This is a genomic window from Paenibacillus uliginis N3/975, assembly GCF_900177425.1.
Classification (GTDB): Bacteria; Bacillota; Bacilli; order Paenibacillales; family Paenibacillaceae; genus Paenibacillus_AQ; species Paenibacillus_AQ uliginis.
Genome location: NZ_LT840184.1, coordinates 3,456,492 through 3,478,564 on the forward strand (window position 1 = coordinate 3,456,492; position 22,073 = coordinate 3,478,564).

The following is a 22,073-nucleotide window of genomic DNA, read 5'->3' on the forward strand; positions in this document are numbered from 1 at the left end:
ATTATATGCACAATCATTTGTATTATCCTACTAAGAAAAGCCCAGCAATGACTTCAAACGGATGCCGATAAAGTGAAGCTTATCTCTTACGTTCGTAAATAACAAACCGGTAGGAATACGGATTTTTTTCGTCCGTGATCCCAGGTATCTCTTGGGCGACTGTCCATTCCTCCCAGTTCACATCCGGAAAAAAAGTGTCGCCTTCAAAGTCCTCATCGATAAAAGTGACATAGAGCTTGTCAGCCGATGGGAGCATCTGCTCATAAATTTGTGATCCTCCAATGACCATCATTTCACCCTCTTGGGCAAATTTCATTCCTTCATCAATGTCATGAATAACGATTCCTTCTTCAGGTTTCAATGAAAACTCCTGATCACGTGTAAGAACTACATTGAGCCGCTTGGACAGTGGTTTGCCGCCAAAGGATTCCCACGTTTTACGCCCCATTAAAATCGTTTTGTTTAAGGTCATTTCCTTGAAAAACGCCATATCCCGAGGCAGCCGCCAAGGCATTGTACCCTTATGCCCAATAACCTGATCTTTTCCCATCGCCCATATCATAGAAATACTCATTCATTCAGCCCCTTCCATACGTATTGTGATCTCAAACGATTTCAGTGTTCCTTAAACTGCAACCGTGGCTTTTATCGTTGGATGGTGCTCATAATCTTTAAACTCAAAATCATCAAAAGTATAATCAAAAATGCTGTCCGGCTTTCTCTTAATTACAAGTGTTGGAAGAGAATATGGTTCACGCTCCAGTTGTATTTTCACTTGTTCCATATGGTTAGAGTAAATATGAACATCTCCGCCGGACCAGATGAATTCACCAGGCGTAAGACCGCACTGCTGTGCCACCATATGCGTCAGAAGAGCATAGCTGGCAATATTGAACGGCAGACCGAGAAAAGAGTCTACAGAGCGCATGGTAAGCATACATGACAACTTACCGCCCGCAACATAAAATTGAAACACAAAGTGGCATGGCGGAAGCTTCATATTATCAATTTCGGCTACATTCCATGCACTAACGATGTGTCGACGTGAATCTGGGTTGTTTTTAATCGACTCAATCACGTTTGCAATCTGGTCAATGTGGCGACCGTCCGGCGTTTCCCATGCACGCCACTGCGAGCCGTAAACTGGACCCAAATCTCCATTCTCATCCGCCCATTCATCCCAGATGCGTACTCCATTCTCTTTTAAGTAGCGTATGTTTGTTTCTCCACTCAGAAACCAGAGCAGTTCATGCACAACTGATTTCAAGTGTATCCGTTTGGTTGTCACGAGAGGAAATCCCTTGGATAGGTCAAACCGCAGCTGACGTCCGAAGACGGACGTTGTTCCAGTACCGGTTCTATCTTCTTTTTCAACTCCATGGTCTAGAATATCCTGTAGCAGTTCCAAGTAATTTTTCACGGTATTACCCACCTTCATTATTTCTATTAATCAGCTATAAGTTTACCATACCCTAATACGGCAAGCATTGAAAAAAAGTGACATAACATAATCGCTCACCACCAAAAAAAAGAAGCTGTTCCTCTCGATCTTATCAGACCAAGGGGAACAGCCTCTTGTGATGACCATGCAGGTCAGCTTTTAATAATCAAATTATTTACGAGGTGCCATGACATGGATCGGATGACCAAGAACGAGCTCGGCACCTTCAGCCACGATTTCACCAAGTGTTGGGTGAGCATGGATAGTCAAAGCGATATCTTCCAGTGTTGCACCCATTTCGATCGCAAGACCGATTTCGGCAATCAGGTTAGAAGCTTCGATACCCGCAATGTGAGCACCCAGTACAAGACCTGTTTCTTCATCAGCCACGATTTTCACGAAACCATCAGGGCTGTTCAGTGACAATGCACGGCCGTTGCCTGCGAATGGGAACTTAGCGGATTTAGCTTTGTAGCCTTGTTCTTTCGCTTGAGCTTCAGTCATACCTACACTGGAGCACTCCGGATCCGTAAAGGCTACCGCAGGAACTACTTTATAATCAACTACGGAAGGAAGACCAGAAATCGCTTCTGCAGCAACCTTAGCTTCGTAAGATGCTTTGTGAGCCAGAGCAGGACCTGGAACGATGTCACCAATAGCAAAGATATGCGGATGGTTCGTACGTCCCTGATGGTCAACTTTAACCAGACCGCGATCGGTCATTTCAACGTTGATCAGGTCAAGACCAAGCTCGCCATCGGTGTTAGGACGACGGCCAACCGTTACAAGCAGGTAGTCAGCAGTGATTTCTTTGCTTTCACCGTTAACGGAATATTTCACAGTTACGTCTTTATCGGTTTGCTCCGCACTTTCCGCTTTCGCGTTCGTCACGATTTCAACACCGGACTTCTGCATGTTTTTCGCAACTAGTTTCGTCATATCAGGATCGAAGCCATTCAGAATGGAATCCATACCTTCAATGATAGTTACTTGAGTTCCGAATTTCGAGAACATTTGACCAAGCTCAGCGCCGATATAACCGCCGCCAATAACTACGAGGCTCTTAGGCAGTTCTTGAAGTTCCAAAGCTTCCGTTGAGGACAGAATACGTCCGCCAAATGGGAAAGCTTTCAGTTCAATCGGACGAGAACCCGTCGCAATGATACAGTTCTTGAAACGGTAACGAGGGGATTCATGCTCGTTGAATACACGAGCTTCATTCTCGTTAATGAACATGCATTCGCCATTGAAAATTTCAACTTTGTTGCCTTTCAGCAAAGCGCCTACGCCGCCAGTCAATTTTTTAACTACGCCGTTTTTGAACTCTTGGGTTTTCGCAAAATCAACAGTTACGTCGCCTACGTTAACACCAAATGCGCTCGCATGCTTAGCAGACTCAAAAGAATGCGCAGCAGAGATCAGAGCCTTGGAAGGAATACATCCGCGGTTCAAGCAAACGCCGCCGACTTCGGATTTATCTACAATCAGAACTTGTTGACCCAGCTGGGCGGCACGAATCGCCGCCACATATCCACCAGGACCTGCACCAATGACTAATGTATCGATATCAAGAGAAGCATCTCCTACTACCATATGTTACACCTCCATAACAAGCAGCTCAGGGTTAGCGAGCAGCTGTTTAATGTAATTCATAAAGTTTTGAGCTGTTGCTCCATCAATAATACGGTGGTCAAAGCTCAAGGACAGTGCCATTACTGGTGCTGCTACGATCTCACCATTCTTAACGACCGCTTTCTCGGAAATACGGCCTGTACCCAGAATCGCAACTTCAGGGAAGTTGATGATTGGAGTAAAGAACATACCGCCAGCAGAACCGATATTCGAGATGGAGATCGTACTGCCTCTCATTTCGTTGGCACTCAGCTTACCATCACGGCCGCGAGCAGCCAGATCACGGATGCTGTCAGCGATCATCCAGATGCTCTTACGATCAGCATCCTTGATAACCGGTACGATCAGACCGTTGTCTGTATCTGTAGCAATACCAATGTTGTAGTACTTTTTGTAAACAATCTCGTTGTTCTCTTCATCAATCATCGCGTTCAAAGCAGGGAATTGACGGCTAGCCGCAACGAGTGCTTTAACGATGAATGGAAGGTAAGTTACTTTCGTACCTTTTTTCTCAGCGATCGGCTTCATGCGCGTACGGAATGCAACCAGCTCAGTAACGTCCACTTCGTCCATGATCGTAACGTGAGGAGCAGTGTAAGCCGATTTAACCATCGCATTGGAGATCGCTTTACGGATACCTTTGAACGGTACGCGCTCTTCTTCAGCACGTGTATCCACTGCTGCAGAAGCTGCTGCTGGAGCTGCTTTAGCTTCGGAAGCTGCTTCTTGAGCAGGAGCTGCCGCTGCTTGACCGCCGCCATTTTTGAATGCTTCAACATCTTCACGAGTGACTTTGCCGTTGTTTCCGCTGCCTTGAACCAGTGAGATGTCTACGCCTTGCTCACGAGCAAATTTGCGCACGCTTGGTGTAGCGAGAACGTCTTTGTTAGGTGCTACTGGCGCACCTTCTCCTTGCTTAGCATCTGCAGGTGCATTTGCTGCTGGAGAAGATTGAGTGTCCGCGCTGCCTTTTGCTGCATCAGCTTCTTGAGCGGATTGTTCTTCAGCATGGCCTTCCTGTTCAGGGATGTCACCTTCAGCATCGATTATAGCAACGACTTCACCTACGCGGCATACTTGACCGTCTTTGGCAAAAACTTCTTGAACCGTACCGTTAACGGGACAAGGAACTTCTACGACAGCCTTGTCGTTTTGTACTTCCATGATGATGTCGTCGTCTGTTACTTTGTCGCCTGGCTTGATATGCATTTTGATGATTTCACCTTCATGCAAACCTTCGCCCAGCTCTGGAAAACGATATTCAAATTTTGCCAACTGTAAAACCTCCCTAGATATTTACTGCAATTAGAATTTCATCACTTTATTAACTGCTTCTACGATGCGAGCAGGAGTCGGCAGCCAAGCGTCCTCGATCTGCGCGAAAGCATAAACCGTATCAGGTGCTGCAACACGAAGCACAGGTGCTTCCAGATGCAAAATAGCCTTCTCGTTAATCTGTGCAATAACCTCAGCAGCTACGCCAGCAGATTTTTGAGCTTCCTGAACCACGATAGCACGGTTAGTTTTCTTGACAGATTCAACAAGCGTGTCAATATCAATTGGCGCTATTGTACGAAGGTCGATAACCTCAGCTTTAATACCGTTTTTCTCAAGTTCATCTGCTGCTTTGGTTGCCGTATGAACCATCAAACCGTAAGCGATGATAGTAACGTCAGTACCTTCACGAACAACGTTTGCTTTACCAAGCTCAATAGTGTATTCGCCTTCCGGTACTTCAGCACGGAATGCATGGTACAAGTTCAGATGCTCCATAAAGAAGACCGGATCGTTATCGCGAATTGCCGAAATAAGCAATCCTTTTGCATCGTATGGATTAGATGGAACTACGACTTTAATACCCGGACTTTGAGCCAACAAACCTTCCAAAGAGTCCGTATGCAGCTCAGCTGCTTTTACACCACCACCAAAAGGGGTACGGAATACGATTGGAGAATTATAGCGTCCGCCAGAACGGAAACGCATACGTGCAGCCTGAACTACCATTTGGTCGATAGCTTCAAAAATAAATCCAATAAATTGAATTTCAGCGATTGGGCGGAAGCCTTGAATACCAAGACCCACAGCCATACCGCCGATAGCGGATTCGGCCAGCGGTGTATCGAATACGCGCTCTTCCCCGAATTCTTTTTGCAGGCCTTCGGTTACCCGGAAGACACCGCCAACATTACCTACGTCTTCACCGAAGATGACGACGTTTGGGTCACGGTTCAATTCAACGCGCATTGCGTCGCGAATCGCTTCTTTCATATTCATTTGTGCCATTGCTTCATTTCCTCCTTAGACATTACAGATCACATATGCTTGGCAATTATACCGAATCGTTATCTAAAGCAACCCTCATCTATACAAGCCCCGCAGTAAATTCTGTCCTTACTGTTAACTAAGAACAGAACCGTTTACCGCGGCAAAAGGAACCGATTTTTATTGGAAATCGGCTTTTTGCTCTTCAAGATGTTTAGGAGTTTGCTCGAACATGCTGTCGATCAGACCTGGAACGGTCATTTTTGCAGTTTGCTCAGCTTTCTTGATTTGCTCGTTGACTTTAGCTTTCGCCTCGTCTCTTACGCGAGCTGTATCTTCTTCTGTCCAAAGACCTTTTTTCTCAAGATATTTCGCAAAGCGAGCAATCGGATCTTTCTCGCTCCATTGACCTTCTTCCTCTTTGGAACGGTACTTCGTAGCATCGTCAGACAAGGAGTGTGGACGGAAACGGTAAGTTACAGCTTCAATCAGTGTCGCACCTTCTCCATTGCGTCCGCGCTCAGCAGCATCCTGAACTGCTTTAATAACAGCCAACACGTCCATTCCGTCGATTTTCACGCCCTTGATACCTGCTGCAATTGCTTTGTGAGCGATGGAAAGAGCAGCTGTTTGTTTCGAGAATGGAGTTGTGATTGCATAGCCATTGTTTTGTACAAAGAAAATGACAGGCAGTTTGTATACGCCAGCGTAGTTCAAACCTTCGTAGAAGTCACCTTCGGACGATCCACCGTCACCTGTGTAAGTAATAACAACTTGTTTTTGTTTTTTGAGCTTATAAGCCATTGCAATACCCATCGCGTGCAAAATTTGTGCACCGATGATGATTTGAGGCATCAATACATTAACACCCTCAGGAATCTCACCACCGTGTTGATGACCACGGGAATACAAGAATGCCTGATAAAGCGGAAGACCGTGCCAAACGATTTGTGGCATGTCACGGTAGCCCGGGCAAACAAAATCTTCTTTCTCTAGTGCAAATTCACTACCGACCATAGTCGCTTCTTGACCGGATACCGGCGCATAAAAACCAAGACGCCCTTGACGGCCCAAGTTAACGGCACGATCGTCCCAGGTACGGGTAAATACCATGCGATACATAATTTCTTTCAATTGATCATCTGTTAGCTTCGGCAAAAGATCTTTGTTAACGATTTCGCCGTCCGGGGATAGTACGGATAGAGTTTCGACTTCCTCGGTATATACTTCGTAAGGAACCTTGGTCATTTTCTTCACCTCAATAAATATTTGAATATCAAGTTCCGCTGTTATAGAATTATTATACACCTGTTTTACTACATTCGTCAAAGAATACCTCATAAAATTTAATAATTCTTTGTTTTTGTATGTATAACAGAGTTTGAATAGTTATATAACAGCGTGACAAACCTAACAGAACAGCAGTATCTTTTTGGGTAACAGCTTAATCTTAACTTATTGTTAGCGGCTTTTCAAAAACTAACCATCGAAAGGTGACGAATGATGACAGATGAACGTTTGTTGAAGCGAACTATTGTTAAAGAAGAAATACTTAGCCAACACTTAAAGGAGAATCGCACACTGCGCATCTATCTCCCTCCCGGATATAACGAAATTCTCAGCTACCCCGTCGTTTATTGTCAGGACGGTGAAGAGTTTTTCAACTTCGGACGAATTGCCACCTGGGCCAACCAACTTATATTAGAAGAAGGTATTGAACCTTTTATCATCGTTGGCGTTGAAGTGAACACAAAGATCCGCACAGAAGAATATGCTTCTTTTGGCAACCGTTTTGAGGCTTACCTCGCCTGCTTTGCCGAAGAAATTATACCCTTTATCGAGAAAAAATATCCTGTACGACGAGATCCATCCGAACGTATTCTGGCCGGAGATTCATTAGGCGGCAGTGTTTCAGTCCATCTGGCCCTCCGTTATCCTGAACTGTTTACAAGAATCATTAGCTTGTCCGGTGCCTTCTACGAGCAATCTCAACATATTATCGCTCTGGAAACGGACTTGTCCTGGATGAACATCTTCATGATTGTCGGACTGCAGGAGGACAACTATGCAACTGACACTGGCGTATATAACTTTGTGGAACTGAACCGTTCGACTAAGAAGATCCTTGAAGAGCGAGGTGCCACGATCCATTATGAAGAAAAAGATGGACGCCATTTATGGGGGTTCTGGCAAAAAGAGCTTCCTGCCGCCCTTATGTATTTCTTACAGTCTTAACATCATTCACTTGTTGCAAAAAAAGATGAACAATCGCGCATTTTTCATGGAATGTGCTTTGTTCATCTTTTTTATTCACCCGGCATCCTGCACGCGCTTACATCATTCTTCGAAAGAAAAGCGGTAACGAATAACCGCTTGTCCGAGTTGATTATAACTTTTCTTTCATGATTCTGTCCAGCAGGACGTCACAACCTGCATCAATTAATCGGTATACCTCTTCAAAATTTCCCGTAAAGTATGGATCCGGTACCTCCCGCAACTTTTCATCCGGTAGAAGATCCATAAATTTAAGTATTTCCGAATCTTCTCCGCCAGGCAGTTTACGAAGATTGGCGACATTCGAATCATCCATCGCTACCATATAGTCGAAGTCGACAAAGTCACGACTCCCCACTTGTCTCGCGAGCATTCCTTCGTAGCTGATACGCCAGCTGTCGAGCAGCTTACGGGTTCCTTCATGTGGAGCTTTCCCGATATGCCAATCACCAGTTCCCGCTGAATCCACAGTTATTTTTTCATTCAATCCTTGTTGTGCAATCTTGTGCCTCATTACGGCTTCAGCCATTGGAGAACGGCATATATTGCCTAGACAAACAAACAAGACAGAGATCATTTGCATTCCATCCTTTCCTTGCGGTATGTTTCATTATCCTTCATAATTTCTGAACCTTTACAATACACAGCATATATTTCGTCGCGAAGAACGAGCGGCTTGCGTCCCGCAAGCAGATCACGGATGATCGCGAACAGAATCAGATCACCTTGACTCCAAAGAGTTGTAACCGGCACCCCGCTTTTCATCATTTTGCTTCTCTCATTTTATCCGCGAGGGCTGAAATTGTGCAAGCACAAAAACTGATCTATACTGATATAAAATGACAACTTCGGACAAAAGGGGGAAATAATATGGAAGCGAGGCGCATTTTGATCTTTACCGGCGGCAATCTTTCAACGCATTTATTAGAAGTAATTCAGAAAAATGATTACATTATCGGAGCTGATCGGGGGGCTCTTTTTCTTATAGAGAACGGCATAAAGCCGAATGTTTCAGTAGGTGACTTCGACTCTATTTCAACGGATCAGCTTCATATCGTCACTTCCATGAGTGAAAGAATCGTCCAATGTGATCCAATAGATAAGAATTTAACGGACACCGAGCTGGCCTTTGATGTTGCTCTAGAACTTGCACCGACAGAAATCTTGCTGCTTGGCGGTACGGGGACGCGCATGGATCACACTCTTGCCAACATACATATGCTGCTTCGCGGGGTTCAGCATCAAGTTCATTGTTCCATGCTGGACGACCACAACTACATTACATTGACCGGGTCAACTTGCGATGTCGAAGACCGAGGATTTACTTATGTGTCTCTTCTGCCTCTCACACCGGAAGTAACCGGAATTGACCTTGAAGGCTTCCAGTATCCTCTTCATAATGCAACTTTGAAAATCGGACAGTCTCTGGGTATTAGTAACCGTCTATCTGCAAGCCGGGGTACAGTTAAGATAGAAGGTGGATTGCTCTTGATAATACAGAGCAAAGACGAGTAATTGTAACCTTTTTGTCATTATTAAAAATACAATTATGACAAGCCACAAACCTTTGAATATCAAGGGTTTGTGGCTTTTTTATTGTTAAAACCATCTCAAATTATTAATCTTTTGTAACTTTTAATGGTTTTTTAATAATTCGCTTTCATTCCTTGTCTCCCATAGCTTTCACGATTTTATCCAAAATTTCGGTAGGTTTCAAATCTGTTATACTCGGTTCATCGAAAGACAAATAACAATTCTCTGGAGGTAATATACAACATGAATAAACAGACTTGGATTAAGAAGGCCGCAATCGTCAGCATAAGCGCAGCAATGGGAATGGGAACGCTCTTGGCAGTTTCCCCTGCATCTCAAGTAGAAGCAGCATCCAGCTCTTACGCCACAACAAAGGGCCAACAAGTCGTGAACTTTGGTAAAAACTACATGGGAACACCATATAAATTTGGAGCTTCTACAAGCACTACTAAAGTATTTGATTGCTCCTCTTTCATGAAACACATCTTTAAAAAATACGGCGTGAATCTACCTCGTACGTCAGCAGCACAAGCAAAGAAAGGTGTAGCAGTTTCCAAAGCGAACCTGAGAGCAGGGGATATGGTATTCTTCTCTAGCGGTAGCCGCGCGAATGGTAAAAATGTAACTCACGTAGCTGTATACGCTGGTAACGGTAAAATTCTTCACACGTACGGCAAACCAGGTGTAACCATTTCCGACCTCAACTCCGGCACTTGGAAGAAGACATACCTGAAAGCTCGCCGCGTATTGTAGTCGTTTCTTCGTTATCATTTATATAACATTTGCAGGCCATCCGAGGATCCTTCCTTGGGTGGCCTGCTTAGTTTTGTGTTAAATTCTCGTATGGCATTAGTCTGTTGTAAGACGCTACGTGTACGAATCGTTCCTCCAATCTCTCTTGCCCCCGAATTTCTTGAATTATTCCATAGCGGAAGATATTCGGGGACAAAGGAGAACGCTACGCTTTTCCGGAATCGTTTCGTCCTCTCCGCTGCTTCGTACGACAACTTCGAAAACATGGAAGACCACATGTTCTCCGGCTTATGCCATCTTATAGAACAAAAATAAAATAAGCCAACCAAAGTTTCTGTCTGAATTAATGATACGAAGAAACCGCTATTCATCAAGAAGAATATATCCCTGCAAATCATCTCGTTCGCGTTGTGAATTAAACGGTAAATCGGCTAGACGATCTTCTGTAGGGTAACATGCAAAGCTCAATCACGTGATTCGCTCTCTGGCGCTTTAAGCATATATCCTGCTCCCCTAATCGTCCGGATCAGCTTCCACTTTCGTCCTTTATCAAGCTTTTCACGTAAATGAAGGATATACACATCCACTACATTTGTACCCGTATTAAAATCATAATCCCATACATAACTTAAAATTTCTTCCCTTGAGCAGACCTCATTCACTCTTCTGGCCAAATATAAAAGAAGCTCATATTCACGCTGGGTCAAGTCGATTGCAGACTCTTCCCGGATTACCTGCCTGCTTTGAGGGTCTATCAGCAGATCTCCAATCTCAATTTTCTCATTCCGGTGTTGATTTCCGTGATTAAATAAAATTAGAAGATTGCTGACTCTGGCTAACAATTCCCGCTCGTCCACCTGGCTAGAAATGTAATCATTGGCCCCGGCTTCTAAGGCAGCTGCCGCTTCATTAGATCCGTTATGTCCCAGCACAATAATCGGCATCCGGTGCTTTCCATTTTGCATTCTGCGTACAAAATCAAATTCACGCATTCCTGATAAACGGCTGTCCATCATGAGCATATCAAACTCCCCTTGCTCCATAAGGGTTATAGCCTGTGAAAGATGATCTGCCAAATGGACTGTATATCCAGCGGATTGAATTTTGTTTGTTATCCTGATCGCTTCCTCACTATCATTCATCGCTATCAAAATCTGTCCATTCAAAGGGTTTCCCCCTCTTTCACTGCTAAGGTTAATAATCCTTTACTTTACATAAGCTTGAACACGACACGTCTGGCCTTTAGGTTGCCTCAAAAATAAAACATCCATTCCCGAGCAGGGGAAATGGATGAAATTGATTCAAAATATGAGGTCTCAGCCCAAGTAACGGTGGTACAAGCTTTTCGCCTCCATCAGATCAGAGGTTCCATGTATCAGAGCTCTTCCGTCAGCAAAAAACACGATCCGGCAGCGGCTCATTTGAAAGATAACCATATACGGATTGAGCGCTGTCTTTCCTTCAGCCAGTCTGGTTAAGCGATCAGCCAACAGCTTGAGATCAAGCTCCATTCTACGTGCTGGCCTGATCTGGACGGTATCCCGTCCACAAAGCACTTCACTTTTTGTACTGTTGACAGAAGATAAAAAGGGGTATACCGGATGTGTTCCACAAGATGGACAATCACTCTTCCGAGCTTGATCTAGCTTCATTTCAAAGGATTCATTCCGCCACAGATCAAAAGAGAGAAGATTCATACGGAGCGTGTCACGATGACCAGCGAGAAACTTCATCGCCTCCATACTCTGATGGGCTACGACCATCTGCACAGCCTGTGGGAGAATACCAGTTGTATCACACGTATCTCCGCCTAGTGGTACCGTACCAAGCAGACAATGTAGACAAGGTGTGTGTCCCGGAAGAAAGGTATACGTCATGCCGGCGCTTCCTACGCACCCTCCGTATATCCAAGGCGTATTTTGCTTCTGAGAAATATCATTGATGATAAGCCGAGTATCAAAATTATCGGTTGCATCCATGATCAGATCACAATCACGAGCCAGCTCTTCTAACTCTTCGGCACGGACATCCATGACATGAGCTTCGATTTCCACCTCTGAATTAATGGACTTCAAACGCAACTTTGCAGCTTCCGCTTTAGGAAGATGATTCTCGGCGTCCTGCTCTGTAAACAGCTGCTGCCTCTGTAAATTGCTCCACTCCACATAATCACGATCTACGATCGTAATCCAGCCGACACCAGCCCGCACCATAGTTTCTGCAACTGCACTGCCGAGCGCGCCCGCTCCAACGATAAGTACGTGACTGCTTCCAAGTTTCGCCTGACCCTCCACTCCAAAGGGAGCAAAACGTTCTTGCCTGGAATAACGGCTTTCCCGGTTATGTTCTTTCACGTTCAAGCCCCTCCCCTCTCAAAATAACCTTAGTGTTAAAGTAGAAACGATGGCTTTGCCGTCCTATAAAGACGGCAAAGCCGTCGTTTCTGTGAGAAATATAGGTCAATTATAATCTAAACTTATACTTGACCTATATTTTGAAAAAAGCCACTCCGGGCGGAGTGGCCTTCAAGCATGATCAGGATTGATGTGACCAATCTTCCACATTCCAGATCTTCGTTACCCAGTCTTCATAGAAGTCAGGTTCATGGGATACGAGCAGTACGGTGCCTTTGAATTCTCTGAGCGCTCTCTTCAGTTCTTCCTTAGCGACAACATCCAAGTGATTTGTCGGTTCGTCGAACAGAATCCAGTTGCTCTCGCGCATTAACAGTTTGCACAAGCGCACTTTCGCTTGCTCACCGCCGCTCAACGCTTTCAGCGGGCGGGTAATATGTTCATTTTTCAGGCCACAGCGTGCCAGATGAGCGCGAACTTCGTGTTGGTTCAGATGCGAGTACTCGTTCCATACATCATCAATTGGTGTCAAATTGCCAGCTCGTACTTCCTGTTCGAAGTATGACGGGAACAAAAAGTCACCTTGATATGTTTTGCCGCTGTATGGTTGTATTTTCCCCAGAATGGTCTTGAGAAGAGTAGATTTACCGACACCGTTGCAGCCGACGATTGCAATTTTCTCTCCACGTTCAATTGTAATAGACATCTTAGGCAGCAGCGGACGGTCGTACCCGATTTCAAAATCGATGCCTTCAAATACTGTTTTACCGCTAGCACGGGCTTCCTTAAAATTGAATACGGGCTTTGCAGCTTCTTCGGGACGGTCAATTCGTTCCAGTCGATCCAGCTGTTTCTCACGGCTCTTCGCCCGACCGGATGTCGAGTAACGCGCCTTGTTCCGCTGAATGAAGTCCTCTTGTTTCTTGATGAACTCCTGCTGCTTCTCATATGCATCGATATGCTGATTCTTATTAATATCAGCCATCTCAAGGAATTTTTCATAGTTCGCTGTATAACGTGTTAATTTCGCAAATTCTAGATGATAAATAATGTCTACCACCTGATTCATAAATTCCGTATCATGCGATATGAGCATGAATGCATATGGATACTGCTTCAAATATTGCGTAAGCCAATCAATATGCTCAACGTCCAAGTAGTTTGTCGGCTCATCCAGCAACAGAACGGTCGGCTTTTCCAAAAGTAACTTAGCCAGCAGAACCTTCGTCCGTTGTCCTCCACTGAGCGTGGCTACATCCCGGTCAAGACCGATTACAGACAATCCTAAACCGTTAGCCATTTCTTCGACCTTAACATCGATCAAATAGAAATCGCCGATTTCCAGTTGCTCCTGGATTTCTCCCATCTGCTCAAGCAACACTTCGAGCTCTTCAGGAGAAGCATCGCCCATTTTGTCCGTAATCGTCATCATTTCTTGTTCCAGTTCCAGCAGGGGCAGAAAAGCATCTTTCAAAATATCGCGAACCGTTTTACCCGGCGTCAGCTTGGTGTGCTGATCCAAATATCCATAACGCACTTTTGGAGTCCACTCTACCTTACCGCTGTCTTTCAGCAGCTGGCCAGTCAAAATATTCATTAAGGTCGATTTACCAACACCGTTAGCACCGACAAGACCTACATGCTCACCGGCAAGCAACCGGAATGAAACATCCTTGAACAAGGTACGGTCTCCAAAATTGTGGGAAACATTCTCTACTGTCAATAAACTCATAGTTACGGTAACTCCTGTCTATACAATAAACTCATTACATGTTAAATAGGGTTTTATCACAGTCAAGAGTTTATTGTATCACATTAAGCGACCAAGCCGAAATCATAACTTTTCAGGCTTTACATCACACCTGAGTTAGCACAGTTTTTCTCCCTGTAGCCCGCGGCAGCAGCCTCTTTCCGGTTGCTAAAAGCTTCCTGCACATCATAAGGAAATGAACACGTATTTCTGTAATAATATTTAAGACCGGTACTTGAATCCACACTTCCGAAGTACACCGGAGTCTTTACAAGTCTGCCCCCACCAAAAGCGTAATTATTATAATATCGGTCACCAATAGGTATACCTTGGACAAAAGCCATCAATCCGATATCATTAATCGTGTTGACCCATTCTTCTTGAGCGATAACAGGCAATGAAAAGGTATAAGAAATACCGTTTCTTACAGACAAGTTATTGTGACGCTCTATATAATAGGCTAGATCATCTTGAATTGCGTGTACAATCGATATTCGCCTTATTTCTTCAAAGGTCACTTGCTTGTCCAGAAGTGCTATTCCTGTATTACCCACAAGTTCAGACTGCAATCCTGAATACCATAGTCTGCTGGAACCATTGTACGCTTCCGCCACGTTGTCCAATGTGAAATGAATGCTGTTGCCTTCACCATCGTAATAAGCATATGGAATTTTGGGACTCCAAGTATGACGGAAAGATTCCACTCCGTCCGGTCCCGTAAAGGATTGCATAGCATAGATATAGTACCCGTCATAATCCACTACGGCTATAGCCGGGATATACCACCATAGTGCCGCTTGGGCTTGAAGATCCTCCTCTATGCCAAAGTTTAAATACAGTGTTCTTGAAAATGTTTCCAGAGCCCTCTCCTTGTCTGCACGAAACCGCTTGAATGATTCATATCCCGCTTCCTGTGACTGAGCCTCGTTCACGTTCAGCATCTCCCCGCCATCCTGAATTGCCGTCCGCAGCCCGGCCGAATATTTCATTTCAACAAAAGCGGTATCTACCACATTGCCTGTGTGCATGCTAAGCAGCAGAAAGAAAGGAAAGAACACAGCCGTAAACAGAATGGCCAAATCAGTAATCTTCATTCAAAACCATCCCTCCATACGGAAAGGCAATAACTGACTTATTCCCTGAATTCGATCCTGTTAGAGCATCGAACAACACAATGGAAGGCGTACGATTCTGACTACTTACCTTCACTTGAAAAAAGTCTCCGGCTGTTAACTTGTAAATTTGACTGCGATCATCTAGGGGCAAGTCAGTATCAGGGAATAAATGCCCTAAAATTTCCGCTTCGTAATAGGCATCATAAACGACAGCAAAACTGTTTTGAAACGTTTCGGGATCGGACGAATCACGATACTCTGGGTCATACTTCTTATGCTGATGCTCCATCGCAATCTCATACAGATTGCCGGTTGCACCCAACTCACGAGTAAAATCCTGATACATTTGGGGTGATACATACCCTTTCATCCGGACACTATCCACGAACTTAGTCACAGATTGATGTACAATAATTCTGGACAGATCATCCTGCCTTCTGGCACTTTCTCCCGCTGGTACCATATTCAACAGCAGGACTGCCAAAAAAGCTGCAAACCATTTGGACACCGAGTTTGACATCCTTTACCTCACCTTAATATGCTGAATGCTGTTTATTGTTCCAGACATACTGTACGAATAGTTAGCCTGATATCTGGCACCGGCCTCGATAACTGATAGATTAACGGAATCCAGATCCAACCCCGGAAGGAACATTACGCCGTCAACAGACATTTCATACTTTCCCTGCTGGACCTCCTGCAGCATAAATAACACCTCACTACCCAAAAATGTTAAGTCATCCGTACTGCTGCGCATTTTCACAGTAGTTATGGCCGAACTTTGTTCTTGAGTCATTAGATTGACTGCTTCTAACGCCGCGTCGATCTCAGATTGCATATGAAAGGAAAACCAGCAGGCACCCATGAACAAAGCTGCAGCCGCAGCTATTTCGATCATCGTAACTGTTTGCTCTCTCAATTGATCAGCTCCTGAATCTCAACACTTTACTGGACAAAAATAATTCCCCGAATCACATTTGAGGTGTCCTTGACAATCGTTGCCTTAAACTTACCGCTGGGATTAACATACTCAGAACTTTTTTCATTTAAGGTTTGTGCTAAGGCGCCTTGACGGGAGTCTGGATGCTCTACGGAACCTTCCGTATTCAACACATTACCGTACCATTGTCCTCCAGGGTTTTTACCTGTTTTAATCATAATGCCGAATTGGTCCTTATCTTTGTACTTGCGGAGTGCATTCGTTACTTGCGATCCGCTGATTGTTGTTCCGTCATATACAGTAAAAGCTGCCTGGGACAGCTCAGTCTGAATATCCGAAAAATTATTTTGTGCGGTTTTGGTTGCTTCCTGGGCAGATATAAACAAAATTACTACAATGGTAATCAATGCGATGGTCAGGAAAATACCAGCTGCCACTTTAAGAGCCGATGAAGCATTATTCATAATTTATATCCTCCTTGTCCCTCATGAAAGAGACGCATTATTTTACAATCTTTGAATTTGTTCATAGTAAGCATTCATCTGTGTAAAACTCATACCAATAAGCGGAATGACAAGATACATAAAAATAAGACCGTACATCGGTGCAAATCCGATCATTCGTCCCCACGCTGCCTTCGTGTCGATCATCCGTTCATACTCCTGTTTCCGCTGTTCAAATACAAACGCCATTTCACCTTCTAAATCGTCAAAAACGTCTCTGATCGGTACTTTATCAACGGCCAGAAGCAACTTATCTACGAGACGCTGAAAATCCGGAAACCATATATCATGCTTCAACTCTTGAAGCGCAAGTTCCGCACCGTGCTCGTAATGTAGTAAACTTTTCTGAATAGGAACTTTAAACATGACAGCAAACCGGCTCAGCCACTCCAGGACACCTTCAACCGATATGCGCTCCATTCCCCTTATGATGGAAATGACCGTCTGAAATTGGTATACTTCATGTTTCATTTCCAAACTTCGAACCTTTCGGTGAAAGATAAGAGTCCAGAGCGGAAAATAAAATGCAATAACCGCAGCCATAATAGAGGATAGTACTTCCCACCATTTTAAATATTCGAGATTAAACCGCTCTAGTTTACTGAGCACCCGCTCGACGGTTATAGATATTTGATCTTGTGTCATGCCTTTGCCATCAACTGTTATCACGGCTTCCTTTACCTGATCAAAAGAAACTTCATTCGATCGGTTCAAATAATCCATTACCGCCCGATCTGTTTCAGCCCTCTGGTAAGCTTCTTTCTCCTGCTCTGGGTTCATCTTTCCGAACAATGAAATCTGTGACACTGGTGCATAAAGCAGCTGACGCTTACTGCTATGATGAAGATACATGCATGCCGTTAGCACAACAGAGAACGCAACGACCCCCGAGACAATCCGTCGAATGTAAAACCACTCCAACCGCAAACGTGTATTGCTTTCCTTTAGCAATCTAATACGCCATTCATGCTTAGGGGTACCTGGAATCGGCATCAGCACATTCACCAAAATTCGCAGGAGCTTAAACCTATAAAGCTGTTCTTCCCATGAAGCTCTGTCAAATCCTGCACGATAATCAGACTCACTGTTTTGTTGAAGCTTCTGTAGGAGGGTGTAGGCTACAATAATGACCACGTAAATTGATAGTTTCGTGATCATGCCTAACTTGCTCATATAAAACTCATCCATGGCCGGGAAGCTTGCTCGAGCCCAATTCTCTATCGGCTTGGTAAAAAATACAGGAGCAAGCGCAATGATATTTAAACCCTTTAACAAGTAATCAAGCTTGTCTCTACGAAGTATTTCGAGCTGAGTCTCTTTCGTTAAACCACTTAATCCTTGAAGAAAGATGGAGCTATTCTTTTTGGCGTGGTCGCCGAATTCCATAACCAGATGTGCTATGCCTGCAAAAGCTTTCAAATACCGGTTAGGTGCAGTCTCATAATAACGATCCAATTGTTCCTCAGGGTCCTGAGATATTAGTGCATTGTAAATACGTGTAGCATGAATTGAAATTTCATGACCTGCTGTCTCCGCCCCTTCATAGATCGACTCCTCAACCATGCCGTGCTGCTGGTAATGATGCCTTACATTGGAGAACAGCTCAACCGATTGAACCAAAAGTCTCCGCTCCAACCTATTCATAAACACGTCAATCATCAAATCATGAATTACGATCGCCGCTAGCAGAGCAACCAATATAAATCCGAGCCCAGGATTCATCCAAATCAGGAGAACAGCAGTCAATCCGGCTGATATCGCGACTGCTAACGTTATTTTCATCGTTTCATAACGAAGAGAAATTTCATCGTATGGATGTATGATCGATATTTTTTTCCGCATCCGCTTTACGTACGAAGACAACAGAGGCAGTCTTAAAGCATGGATATATGCGGCTTGGAACCATTGACGGTGTTTATATCGTAACTGACCGGACGTATTGGACTCATATCCGATGCTAAAGCCTTCCTCCTGCCTGTTTCTTTTTTGTATGAATATGATTGCTCCATATAAAACAGCAAACAACAGTAGGGATATTGAAAGAATGTAAATAAGTACGTCTTTTGTGGTCACGGCGTCCCTCCCCAGTTGGTCTGGATATAACACCTGAAAGCTTCGATATCTTGAGGCTGCATCTGTTCCTCCATCTCTCTCACGCTACGCTCAGATAAAGATGCTGCAACCACATACCGTCCATCGCGGTATTCAACCACATTGTTTGAAATATATAATGTAGTATTGTTCTGCCTGCGGAAATGCTCGGAGCTTATAGCCACATACCTTCGGGCCAATTCCTCTGTACCTGTATGTTTCTCTGGATTATGCCAGTCCGGAAATGGCTCTTTGTCACAAGGAATGCACTCCGTAATGCGCTCAATATAACGATTGCCGAATGCATCCCGTTTCAGGTGAACGTCGAAGTTGATTACACTTACCACCTGCTGCTCTGCAATATCCTCCTGACGAAACACTCCACTCTTCAATAGAGAGTTCCTAAGTGACTGAACAAGATCTTTAAACGTCTTTGCGTGATGTGTAAAGACAGTAAACAAGCTTGCAACCTGTGACATCTGGATCATCCATGAGGCTACTTCATCACTTGCAACTTCCCCTAGGATGTTCACGGTTCCATCCGTTTTCTTCTGAAGATCCAGACCGTCCTGACCACTGATATGTTCCGTTTCTCGAAAACTCAATATATTGCGCCTGCTGTATATTTTTCTTAGGTGAAGCTCGAAAGCCATCTCTTGTACACGCAGCGTATAAGAGGCATAGATGTGTCTTACCATTGCCATGAGTAGAGTGGTTTTGCCCGATCCCTGTGCTCCGGTGACAGCTGTAATCCGACTTCCCTTCATTAGAAATTGCAGCAAACCAATAGGAATTTCTGCACCTCTGCCTGTGATGAGCTGCTCTAGGCTAGTACTGCTCACATCAAACTTCCGAACAAAAAAAGCCCATGATTCAGAAAACGGAGGACGTACAACGACAACACGTGATCCGTCCTTCATCTCATTCACTTTATAACCGCTAGCCTCTGACAACTGACCGGGATGATTGTATTTATAAATGTTCTGGCATACCCGCTTTAATTCCCGTACATTTCCAAAGGACAGAAATCCCATATGAATGGAAATACCTCGAAAAAATAACCACACACTTTCACATTCGGAGACCGGAGTATCACCATTCCCCCAGCCAAGCGGCAGTTGCTCCGCACGTAACGGCATCCCTGAAGAATCACCAAGCATTCCACTAACTCCTCCACTAACGCCATCGATGCGTTGATCTCGAATCTCATCAATGACGGAAAAACCTTTGTACTGTTGATAAATTCGCTGTACAACAATGTCCAGCTTCTCGGGTAGAGTTAACGAGCGTATTTCATTTGCATATATGTCTGCTATATCTTCAGCCGTCACCGCATAAACAACGTCCTCACCATAACCCGGTATAATCCTCGGTTTCGATAAATCATAGGTTTCAATCAATTTAGATAATGCTTCATCCCGGTACTGCTGTTTGTACAAATAAAGTATGATTTCGAATTTATCCTGAGGGGACAAAGCTTCATGATTCTCAAACGGAATCCCGACATTAATATTCGACTCATTTAACTTCAAACTTTTGACCAACAGCTCTTTCAAAAACTCTTTAACATACTGTTTGTCAAGCACACTACCGGACACACAACCTTTGAGCGCGCGACGCAGCTCGCTTCTCTTACTTAAACGCCTGCGATATTCCTCTTCATGCAGGCCTAGATCCGAAAGCTGACTGTGTGTCATCTGATGGAGCGTCTCCTTCACAAATTCCGTCATCGCCTGTAAAGAAAGCTGATCTGGACCGAGCTGCGGGTGAGCTCTGATCTTTGCTTTACTCATCCAGCGAATATATATAAACAGTGCAACCAAAAAAAGGATTAAACCTATCCAGAGCGAATTCATCAGCGGCCCTGAGAGCATTTAAGCCCCCCTCTCTGAGTATCCCGAAGAAGGTAGACCGATCTGCTCTGCCGCAGCAAACGCGGTGCTGCGAAGAGCCCGATAGAAGGGACTTTCTCTTTTGCGGTCCATCCCGCCTCTTCCCCTTTGAATACAAGCTTGGACAGAACGCATATTCCATGCGTCTGTGAACTCTGAGCAGTAGGGAATCCCCTCAAAAATACCCTTCACTCCAAACCTGCGTTTTACATTTTGAAGTGTACAATGACTATGGCGGTCATACCGGCCAATAACAAACCCAATGTCTTTTCCTTGAAAGACTCCCTGCATCTGATCACTCTCAAAAAACTTCTCCAATGATCTAATATTTTGATTTAACCCAATCAATATAAGATCTGCAGCTTTCAGGATTTGTCTGTCGACACTATTTGCCCTTCCATTCCCCGCATCAGCTACAATAACGTCATATCCCCGAACAGCGGTTTCTAATACTTGGCTCATAAGCCGTCCATGTGTGTCGTCTGACTCTAACTTGGGTTCGCGTCCTGCAGCAAGAAGGTCCAGTCGATCCTGCAGCAGTGGGAATGTATAATCACGTATGTTCTCAGGCATCAACCTACCGCTTGCCGCCAAGCGTTCCACCGCATTCATTCCATGATCTTGGAAAGTTACCAGTGAATGGTCCAGTGGTTGTTTCTTTAATGAATAAGCCTGCTCAACACGTTCCCCTGCCGCTCCACCATGCAGCAGAAGCGTCTTCACTTTAAACTCCATTGCCAGCACAATCGGCAGACTTGCGGCTAATGCGGTCGTGCCACTTCCACTTGTCAACGGACTCCACAAAGCGATTGTTTTCATGCCTGTCTCCTTTCTGCCTGCCGAAATGCACGGCGAATTTGACGCTGCTCCATCTCGGTAAGCCGGCGGATCAGCTCCATAAGAGCCCGCTTATATCGCCTTGACAACGGCTTTATCCGAAGTCTTCCCTTATGCTCATTCTCTACCTTCAAAGCAAAAGTAAGTTCATCCCACGGAATTCTAATCGGTTCATCCATCCATCGGATCTGCGCTTTTCCCAGATAGCTTTCAATATAGGCATCGTCCATCATATCCTCGACAACGTTCAAGTACACCCGGCGGAACTCTGGAAAGCCTTGTTCTTTACTTTTCATTGAGAGATCCTCAAGCCAACTGGCCCCTCTCATCAATCCGGCAATTTCAAAACTGCTTACCCAAATTTTCGCACTCGCGAGCTCCCATGCGTCCTGATTTAGAAACGATTCCTTCTCAGTATCGATTACCAAATAGTCGTATTCCGGCTCGCCTGATTCCTTTAAATAATTCTCAAGTTCGGTATAATGATCAAAACCACATGCTACATCAAATCCTGAGAATTCTGTAACCGACATACGCGGATCCAATCTGCCGATACAGTGGGTGTACTTTCCTTCTTGTGCTGCATCCATCAGGAGCACTCTATTACCGCTATGCACTAATATTTTGCAAAGATACATTAGCAGATCACTCTTATCGCAAAAGCCGGCAAATATCCATGTTCTCAATTTTCACACT

At 44.5% G+C, this 22,073-nt stretch carries 22 protein-coding genes; 3 read left to right on the plus strand and 19 right to left on the minus strand.

The window, feature by feature from the left end:
• Positions 1-79: 79 nt before the first annotated feature.
• From B9N86_RS16270 to pdhA, 6 genes are all read right to left on the minus strand, one after another.
• The gene (locus tag B9N86_RS16270; RefSeq protein ID WP_208914216.1) at positions 80-574 is read right to left on the minus strand and encodes a dihydrofolate reductase; all 495 of its coding nucleotides are present in this window, start codon (positions 572-574) and stop codon (positions 80-82) included.
• A gap of 51 nt (positions 575-625) precedes the next feature.
• A complete protein-coding gene (locus tag B9N86_RS16275) occupies positions 626-1,420 on the minus strand; it encodes a thymidylate synthase (RefSeq protein WP_244562726.1) in 795 nt (264 codons plus the stop codon).
• Positions 1,421-1,612: 192 nt separating this feature from the next.
• On the minus strand, positions 1,613-3,034 hold the full coding sequence (gene lpdA / locus B9N86_RS16280; protein ID WP_208914218.1) for a dihydrolipoyl dehydrogenase: 1,422 nt from the start codon (positions 3,032-3,034) through the stop codon (positions 1,613-1,615).
• 3 nt (positions 3,035-3,037) lie between these two features.
• Positions 3,038-4,348, minus strand: a complete 1,311-nt coding sequence (locus B9N86_RS16285; protein WP_208914219.1) for a dihydrolipoamide acetyltransferase family protein — start codon at positions 4,346-4,348, stop codon at positions 3,038-3,040.
• A 30-nt stretch (positions 4,349-4,378) separates the two neighbouring features.
• On the minus strand, positions 4,379-5,356 hold the full coding sequence (locus B9N86_RS16290) for an alpha-ketoacid dehydrogenase subunit beta (protein WP_208914220.1): 978 nt from the start codon (positions 5,354-5,356) through the stop codon (positions 4,379-4,381).
• 159 nt (positions 5,357-5,515) lie between these two features.
• Positions 5,516-6,583, minus strand: a complete 1,068-nt coding sequence (gene pdhA / locus B9N86_RS16295) for a pyruvate dehydrogenase (acetyl-transferring) E1 component subunit alpha (protein WP_208920443.1) — start codon at positions 6,581-6,583, stop codon at positions 5,516-5,518.
• A gap of 255 nt (positions 6,584-6,838) precedes the next feature.
• Between pdhA and B9N86_RS16300 the strand changes: the two genes are divergently transcribed.
• Positions 6,839-7,570 carry an alpha/beta hydrolase gene (locus tag B9N86_RS16300; RefSeq protein ID WP_208920445.1) on the plus strand — a complete coding sequence of 244 codons (732 nt, stop codon included), beginning with the start codon at positions 6,839-6,841 and terminating at the stop codon, positions 7,568-7,570.
• 151 nt (positions 7,571-7,721) lie between these two features.
• Here B9N86_RS16300 and B9N86_RS16305 read toward each other — a convergent pair whose 3' ends face one another.
• Both B9N86_RS16305 and B9N86_RS31000 read right to left on the minus strand, forming a co-directional pair.
• Positions 7,722-8,186, minus strand: coding sequence for a low molecular weight protein-tyrosine-phosphatase (locus tag B9N86_RS16305; RefSeq protein ID WP_208914221.1), 465 nt, complete (start codon positions 8,184-8,186; stop codon positions 7,722-7,724).
• Positions 8,183-8,377: a hypothetical protein gene (locus B9N86_RS31000; protein ID WP_244562727.1), complete on the minus strand. Its 195-nt coding sequence runs from the start codon at positions 8,375-8,377 to the stop codon at positions 8,183-8,185. The genes B9N86_RS16305 and B9N86_RS31000 overlap by 4 nt, the downstream gene beginning before the upstream one ends.
• Before the next feature lie 102 nt (positions 8,378-8,479).
• Between B9N86_RS31000 and B9N86_RS16315 the strand changes: the two genes are divergently transcribed.
• Both B9N86_RS16315 and B9N86_RS16320 read left to right on the plus strand, forming a co-directional pair.
• The gene (locus B9N86_RS16315) at positions 8,480-9,124 is read left to right on the plus strand and encodes a thiamine diphosphokinase (RefSeq protein WP_208914222.1); all 645 of its coding nucleotides are present in this window, start codon (positions 8,480-8,482) and stop codon (positions 9,122-9,124) included.
• 261 nt (positions 9,125-9,385) lie between these two features.
• Positions 9,386-9,895: a C40 family peptidase gene (locus tag B9N86_RS16320; RefSeq protein ID WP_208914223.1), complete on the plus strand. Its 510-nt coding sequence runs from the start codon at positions 9,386-9,388 to the stop codon at positions 9,893-9,895.
• A gap of 464 nt (positions 9,896-10,359) precedes the next feature.
• Here B9N86_RS16320 and B9N86_RS16325 read toward each other — a convergent pair whose 3' ends face one another.
• The 11 genes from B9N86_RS16325 to B9N86_RS16375 form a co-directional block, all read right to left on the minus strand.
• Positions 10,360-11,061: a response regulator transcription factor gene (locus B9N86_RS16325; protein ID WP_244562728.1), complete on the minus strand. Its 702-nt coding sequence runs from the start codon at positions 11,059-11,061 to the stop codon at positions 10,360-10,362.
• Between the two features lie 150 nt (positions 11,062-11,211).
• Positions 11,212-12,249, minus strand: a complete 1,038-nt coding sequence (locus tag B9N86_RS16330; RefSeq protein ID WP_210190585.1) for a ThiF family adenylyltransferase — start codon at positions 12,247-12,249, stop codon at positions 11,212-11,214.
• A 181-nt stretch (positions 12,250-12,430) separates the two neighbouring features.
• Positions 12,431-13,981, minus strand: coding sequence for an ABC-F family ATP-binding cassette domain-containing protein (locus B9N86_RS16335; protein ID WP_208914225.1), 1,551 nt, complete (start codon positions 13,979-13,981; stop codon positions 12,431-12,433).
• A 119-nt stretch (positions 13,982-14,100) separates the two neighbouring features.
• Positions 14,101-15,093: a hypothetical protein gene (locus B9N86_RS16340; protein ID WP_208914226.1), complete on the minus strand. Its 993-nt coding sequence runs from the start codon at positions 15,091-15,093 to the stop codon at positions 14,101-14,103.
• Positions 15,080-15,634 carry a hypothetical protein gene (locus B9N86_RS16345; RefSeq protein WP_208914227.1) on the minus strand — a complete coding sequence of 185 codons (555 nt, stop codon included), beginning with the start codon at positions 15,632-15,634 and terminating at the stop codon, positions 15,080-15,082. The genes B9N86_RS16340 and B9N86_RS16345 overlap by 14 nt, the downstream gene beginning before the upstream one ends.
• Positions 15,635-15,637: 3 nt before the next feature.
• Positions 15,638-16,033, minus strand: coding sequence for a hypothetical protein (locus B9N86_RS16350; RefSeq protein ID WP_208914228.1), 396 nt, complete (start codon positions 16,031-16,033; stop codon positions 15,638-15,640).
• Between the two features lie 26 nt (positions 16,034-16,059).
• The gene (locus B9N86_RS16355) at positions 16,060-16,518 is read right to left on the minus strand and encodes an ABC transporter permease (RefSeq protein ID WP_208914229.1); all 459 of its coding nucleotides are present in this window, start codon (positions 16,516-16,518) and stop codon (positions 16,060-16,062) included.
• 42 nt (positions 16,519-16,560) lie between these two features.
• Positions 16,561-18,630 carry a hypothetical protein gene (locus B9N86_RS16360; RefSeq protein WP_208914230.1) on the minus strand — a complete coding sequence of 690 codons (2,070 nt, stop codon included), beginning with the start codon at positions 18,628-18,630 and terminating at the stop codon, positions 16,561-16,563.
• Positions 18,627-20,522 (minus strand): P-loop NTPase family protein, encoded by a 1,896-nt coding sequence (locus B9N86_RS16365; protein ID WP_208914231.1) that lies wholly within the window; start codon positions 20,520-20,522, stop codon positions 18,627-18,629. Before B9N86_RS16365 ends, B9N86_RS16360 begins: the two co-directional genes overlap by 4 nt.
• On the minus strand, positions 20,523-21,359 hold the full coding sequence (locus B9N86_RS16370; protein ID WP_208914232.1) for a CpaE/TadZ family protein: 837 nt from the start codon (positions 21,357-21,359) through the stop codon (positions 20,523-20,525).
• A complete protein-coding gene (locus tag B9N86_RS16375) occupies positions 21,356-22,063 on the minus strand; it encodes a hypothetical protein (RefSeq protein WP_208914233.1) in 708 nt (235 codons plus the stop codon). The genes B9N86_RS16370 and B9N86_RS16375 overlap by 4 nt, the downstream gene beginning before the upstream one ends.
• Positions 22,064-22,073: the final 10 nt, after the last annotated feature.

Bases quoted from the DNA above. Each gene is read 5' to 3' on its own strand.
- B9N86_RS16270 (WP_208914216.1), bottom strand. From the start codon at position 574: ATGAGTATTTCTATGATATGGGCGATGGGAAAAGATCAGGTTATTGGG.
- lpdA (WP_208914218.1), bottom strand. From the start codon at position 3,034: ATGGTAGTAGGAGATGCTTCTCTTGATATCGATACATTAGTCATTGGT.
- B9N86_RS16290 (WP_208914220.1), bottom strand. From the start codon at position 5,356: ATGGCACAAATGAATATGAAAGAAGCGATTCGCGACGCAATGCGCGTT.
- pdhA (WP_208920443.1), bottom strand. From the start codon at position 6,583: ATGACCAAGGTTCCTTACGAAGTATATACCGAGGAAGTCGAAACTCTA.
- B9N86_RS16300 (WP_208920445.1), top strand. From the start codon at position 6,839: ATGACAGATGAACGTTTGTTGAAGCGAACTATTGTTAAAGAAGAAATA.
- B9N86_RS16305 (WP_208914221.1), bottom strand. From the start codon at position 8,186: ATGATCTCTGTCTTGTTTGTTTGTCTAGGCAATATATGCCGTTCTCCA.
- B9N86_RS31000 (WP_244562727.1), bottom strand. From the start codon at position 8,377: ATGATGAAAAGCGGGGTGCCGGTTACAACTCTTTGGAGTCAAGGTGAT.
- B9N86_RS16315 (WP_208914222.1), top strand. From the start codon at position 8,480: ATGGAAGCGAGGCGCATTTTGATCTTTACCGGCGGCAATCTTTCAACG.
- B9N86_RS16320 (WP_208914223.1), top strand. From the start codon at position 9,386: ATGAATAAACAGACTTGGATTAAGAAGGCCGCAATCGTCAGCATAAGC.
- B9N86_RS16335 (WP_208914225.1), bottom strand. From the start codon at position 13,981: ATGAGTTTATTGACAGTAGAGAATGTTTCCCACAATTTTGGAGACCGT.
- B9N86_RS16340 (WP_208914226.1), bottom strand. From the start codon at position 15,093: ATGAAGATTACTGATTTGGCCATTCTGTTTACGGCTGTGTTCTTTCCT.
- B9N86_RS16345 (WP_208914227.1), bottom strand. From the start codon at position 15,634: ATGTCAAACTCGGTGTCCAAATGGTTTGCAGCTTTTTTGGCAGTCCTG.
- B9N86_RS16355 (WP_208914229.1), bottom strand. From the start codon at position 16,518: ATGAATAATGCTTCATCGGCTCTTAAAGTGGCAGCTGGTATTTTCCTG.
- B9N86_RS16365 (WP_208914231.1), bottom strand. From the start codon at position 20,522: ATGCTCTCAGGGCCGCTGATGAATTCGCTCTGGATAGGTTTAATCCTT.
- B9N86_RS16370 (WP_208914232.1), bottom strand. From the start codon at position 21,359: ATGAAAACAATCGCTTTGTGGAGTCCGTTGACAAGTGGAAGTGGCACG.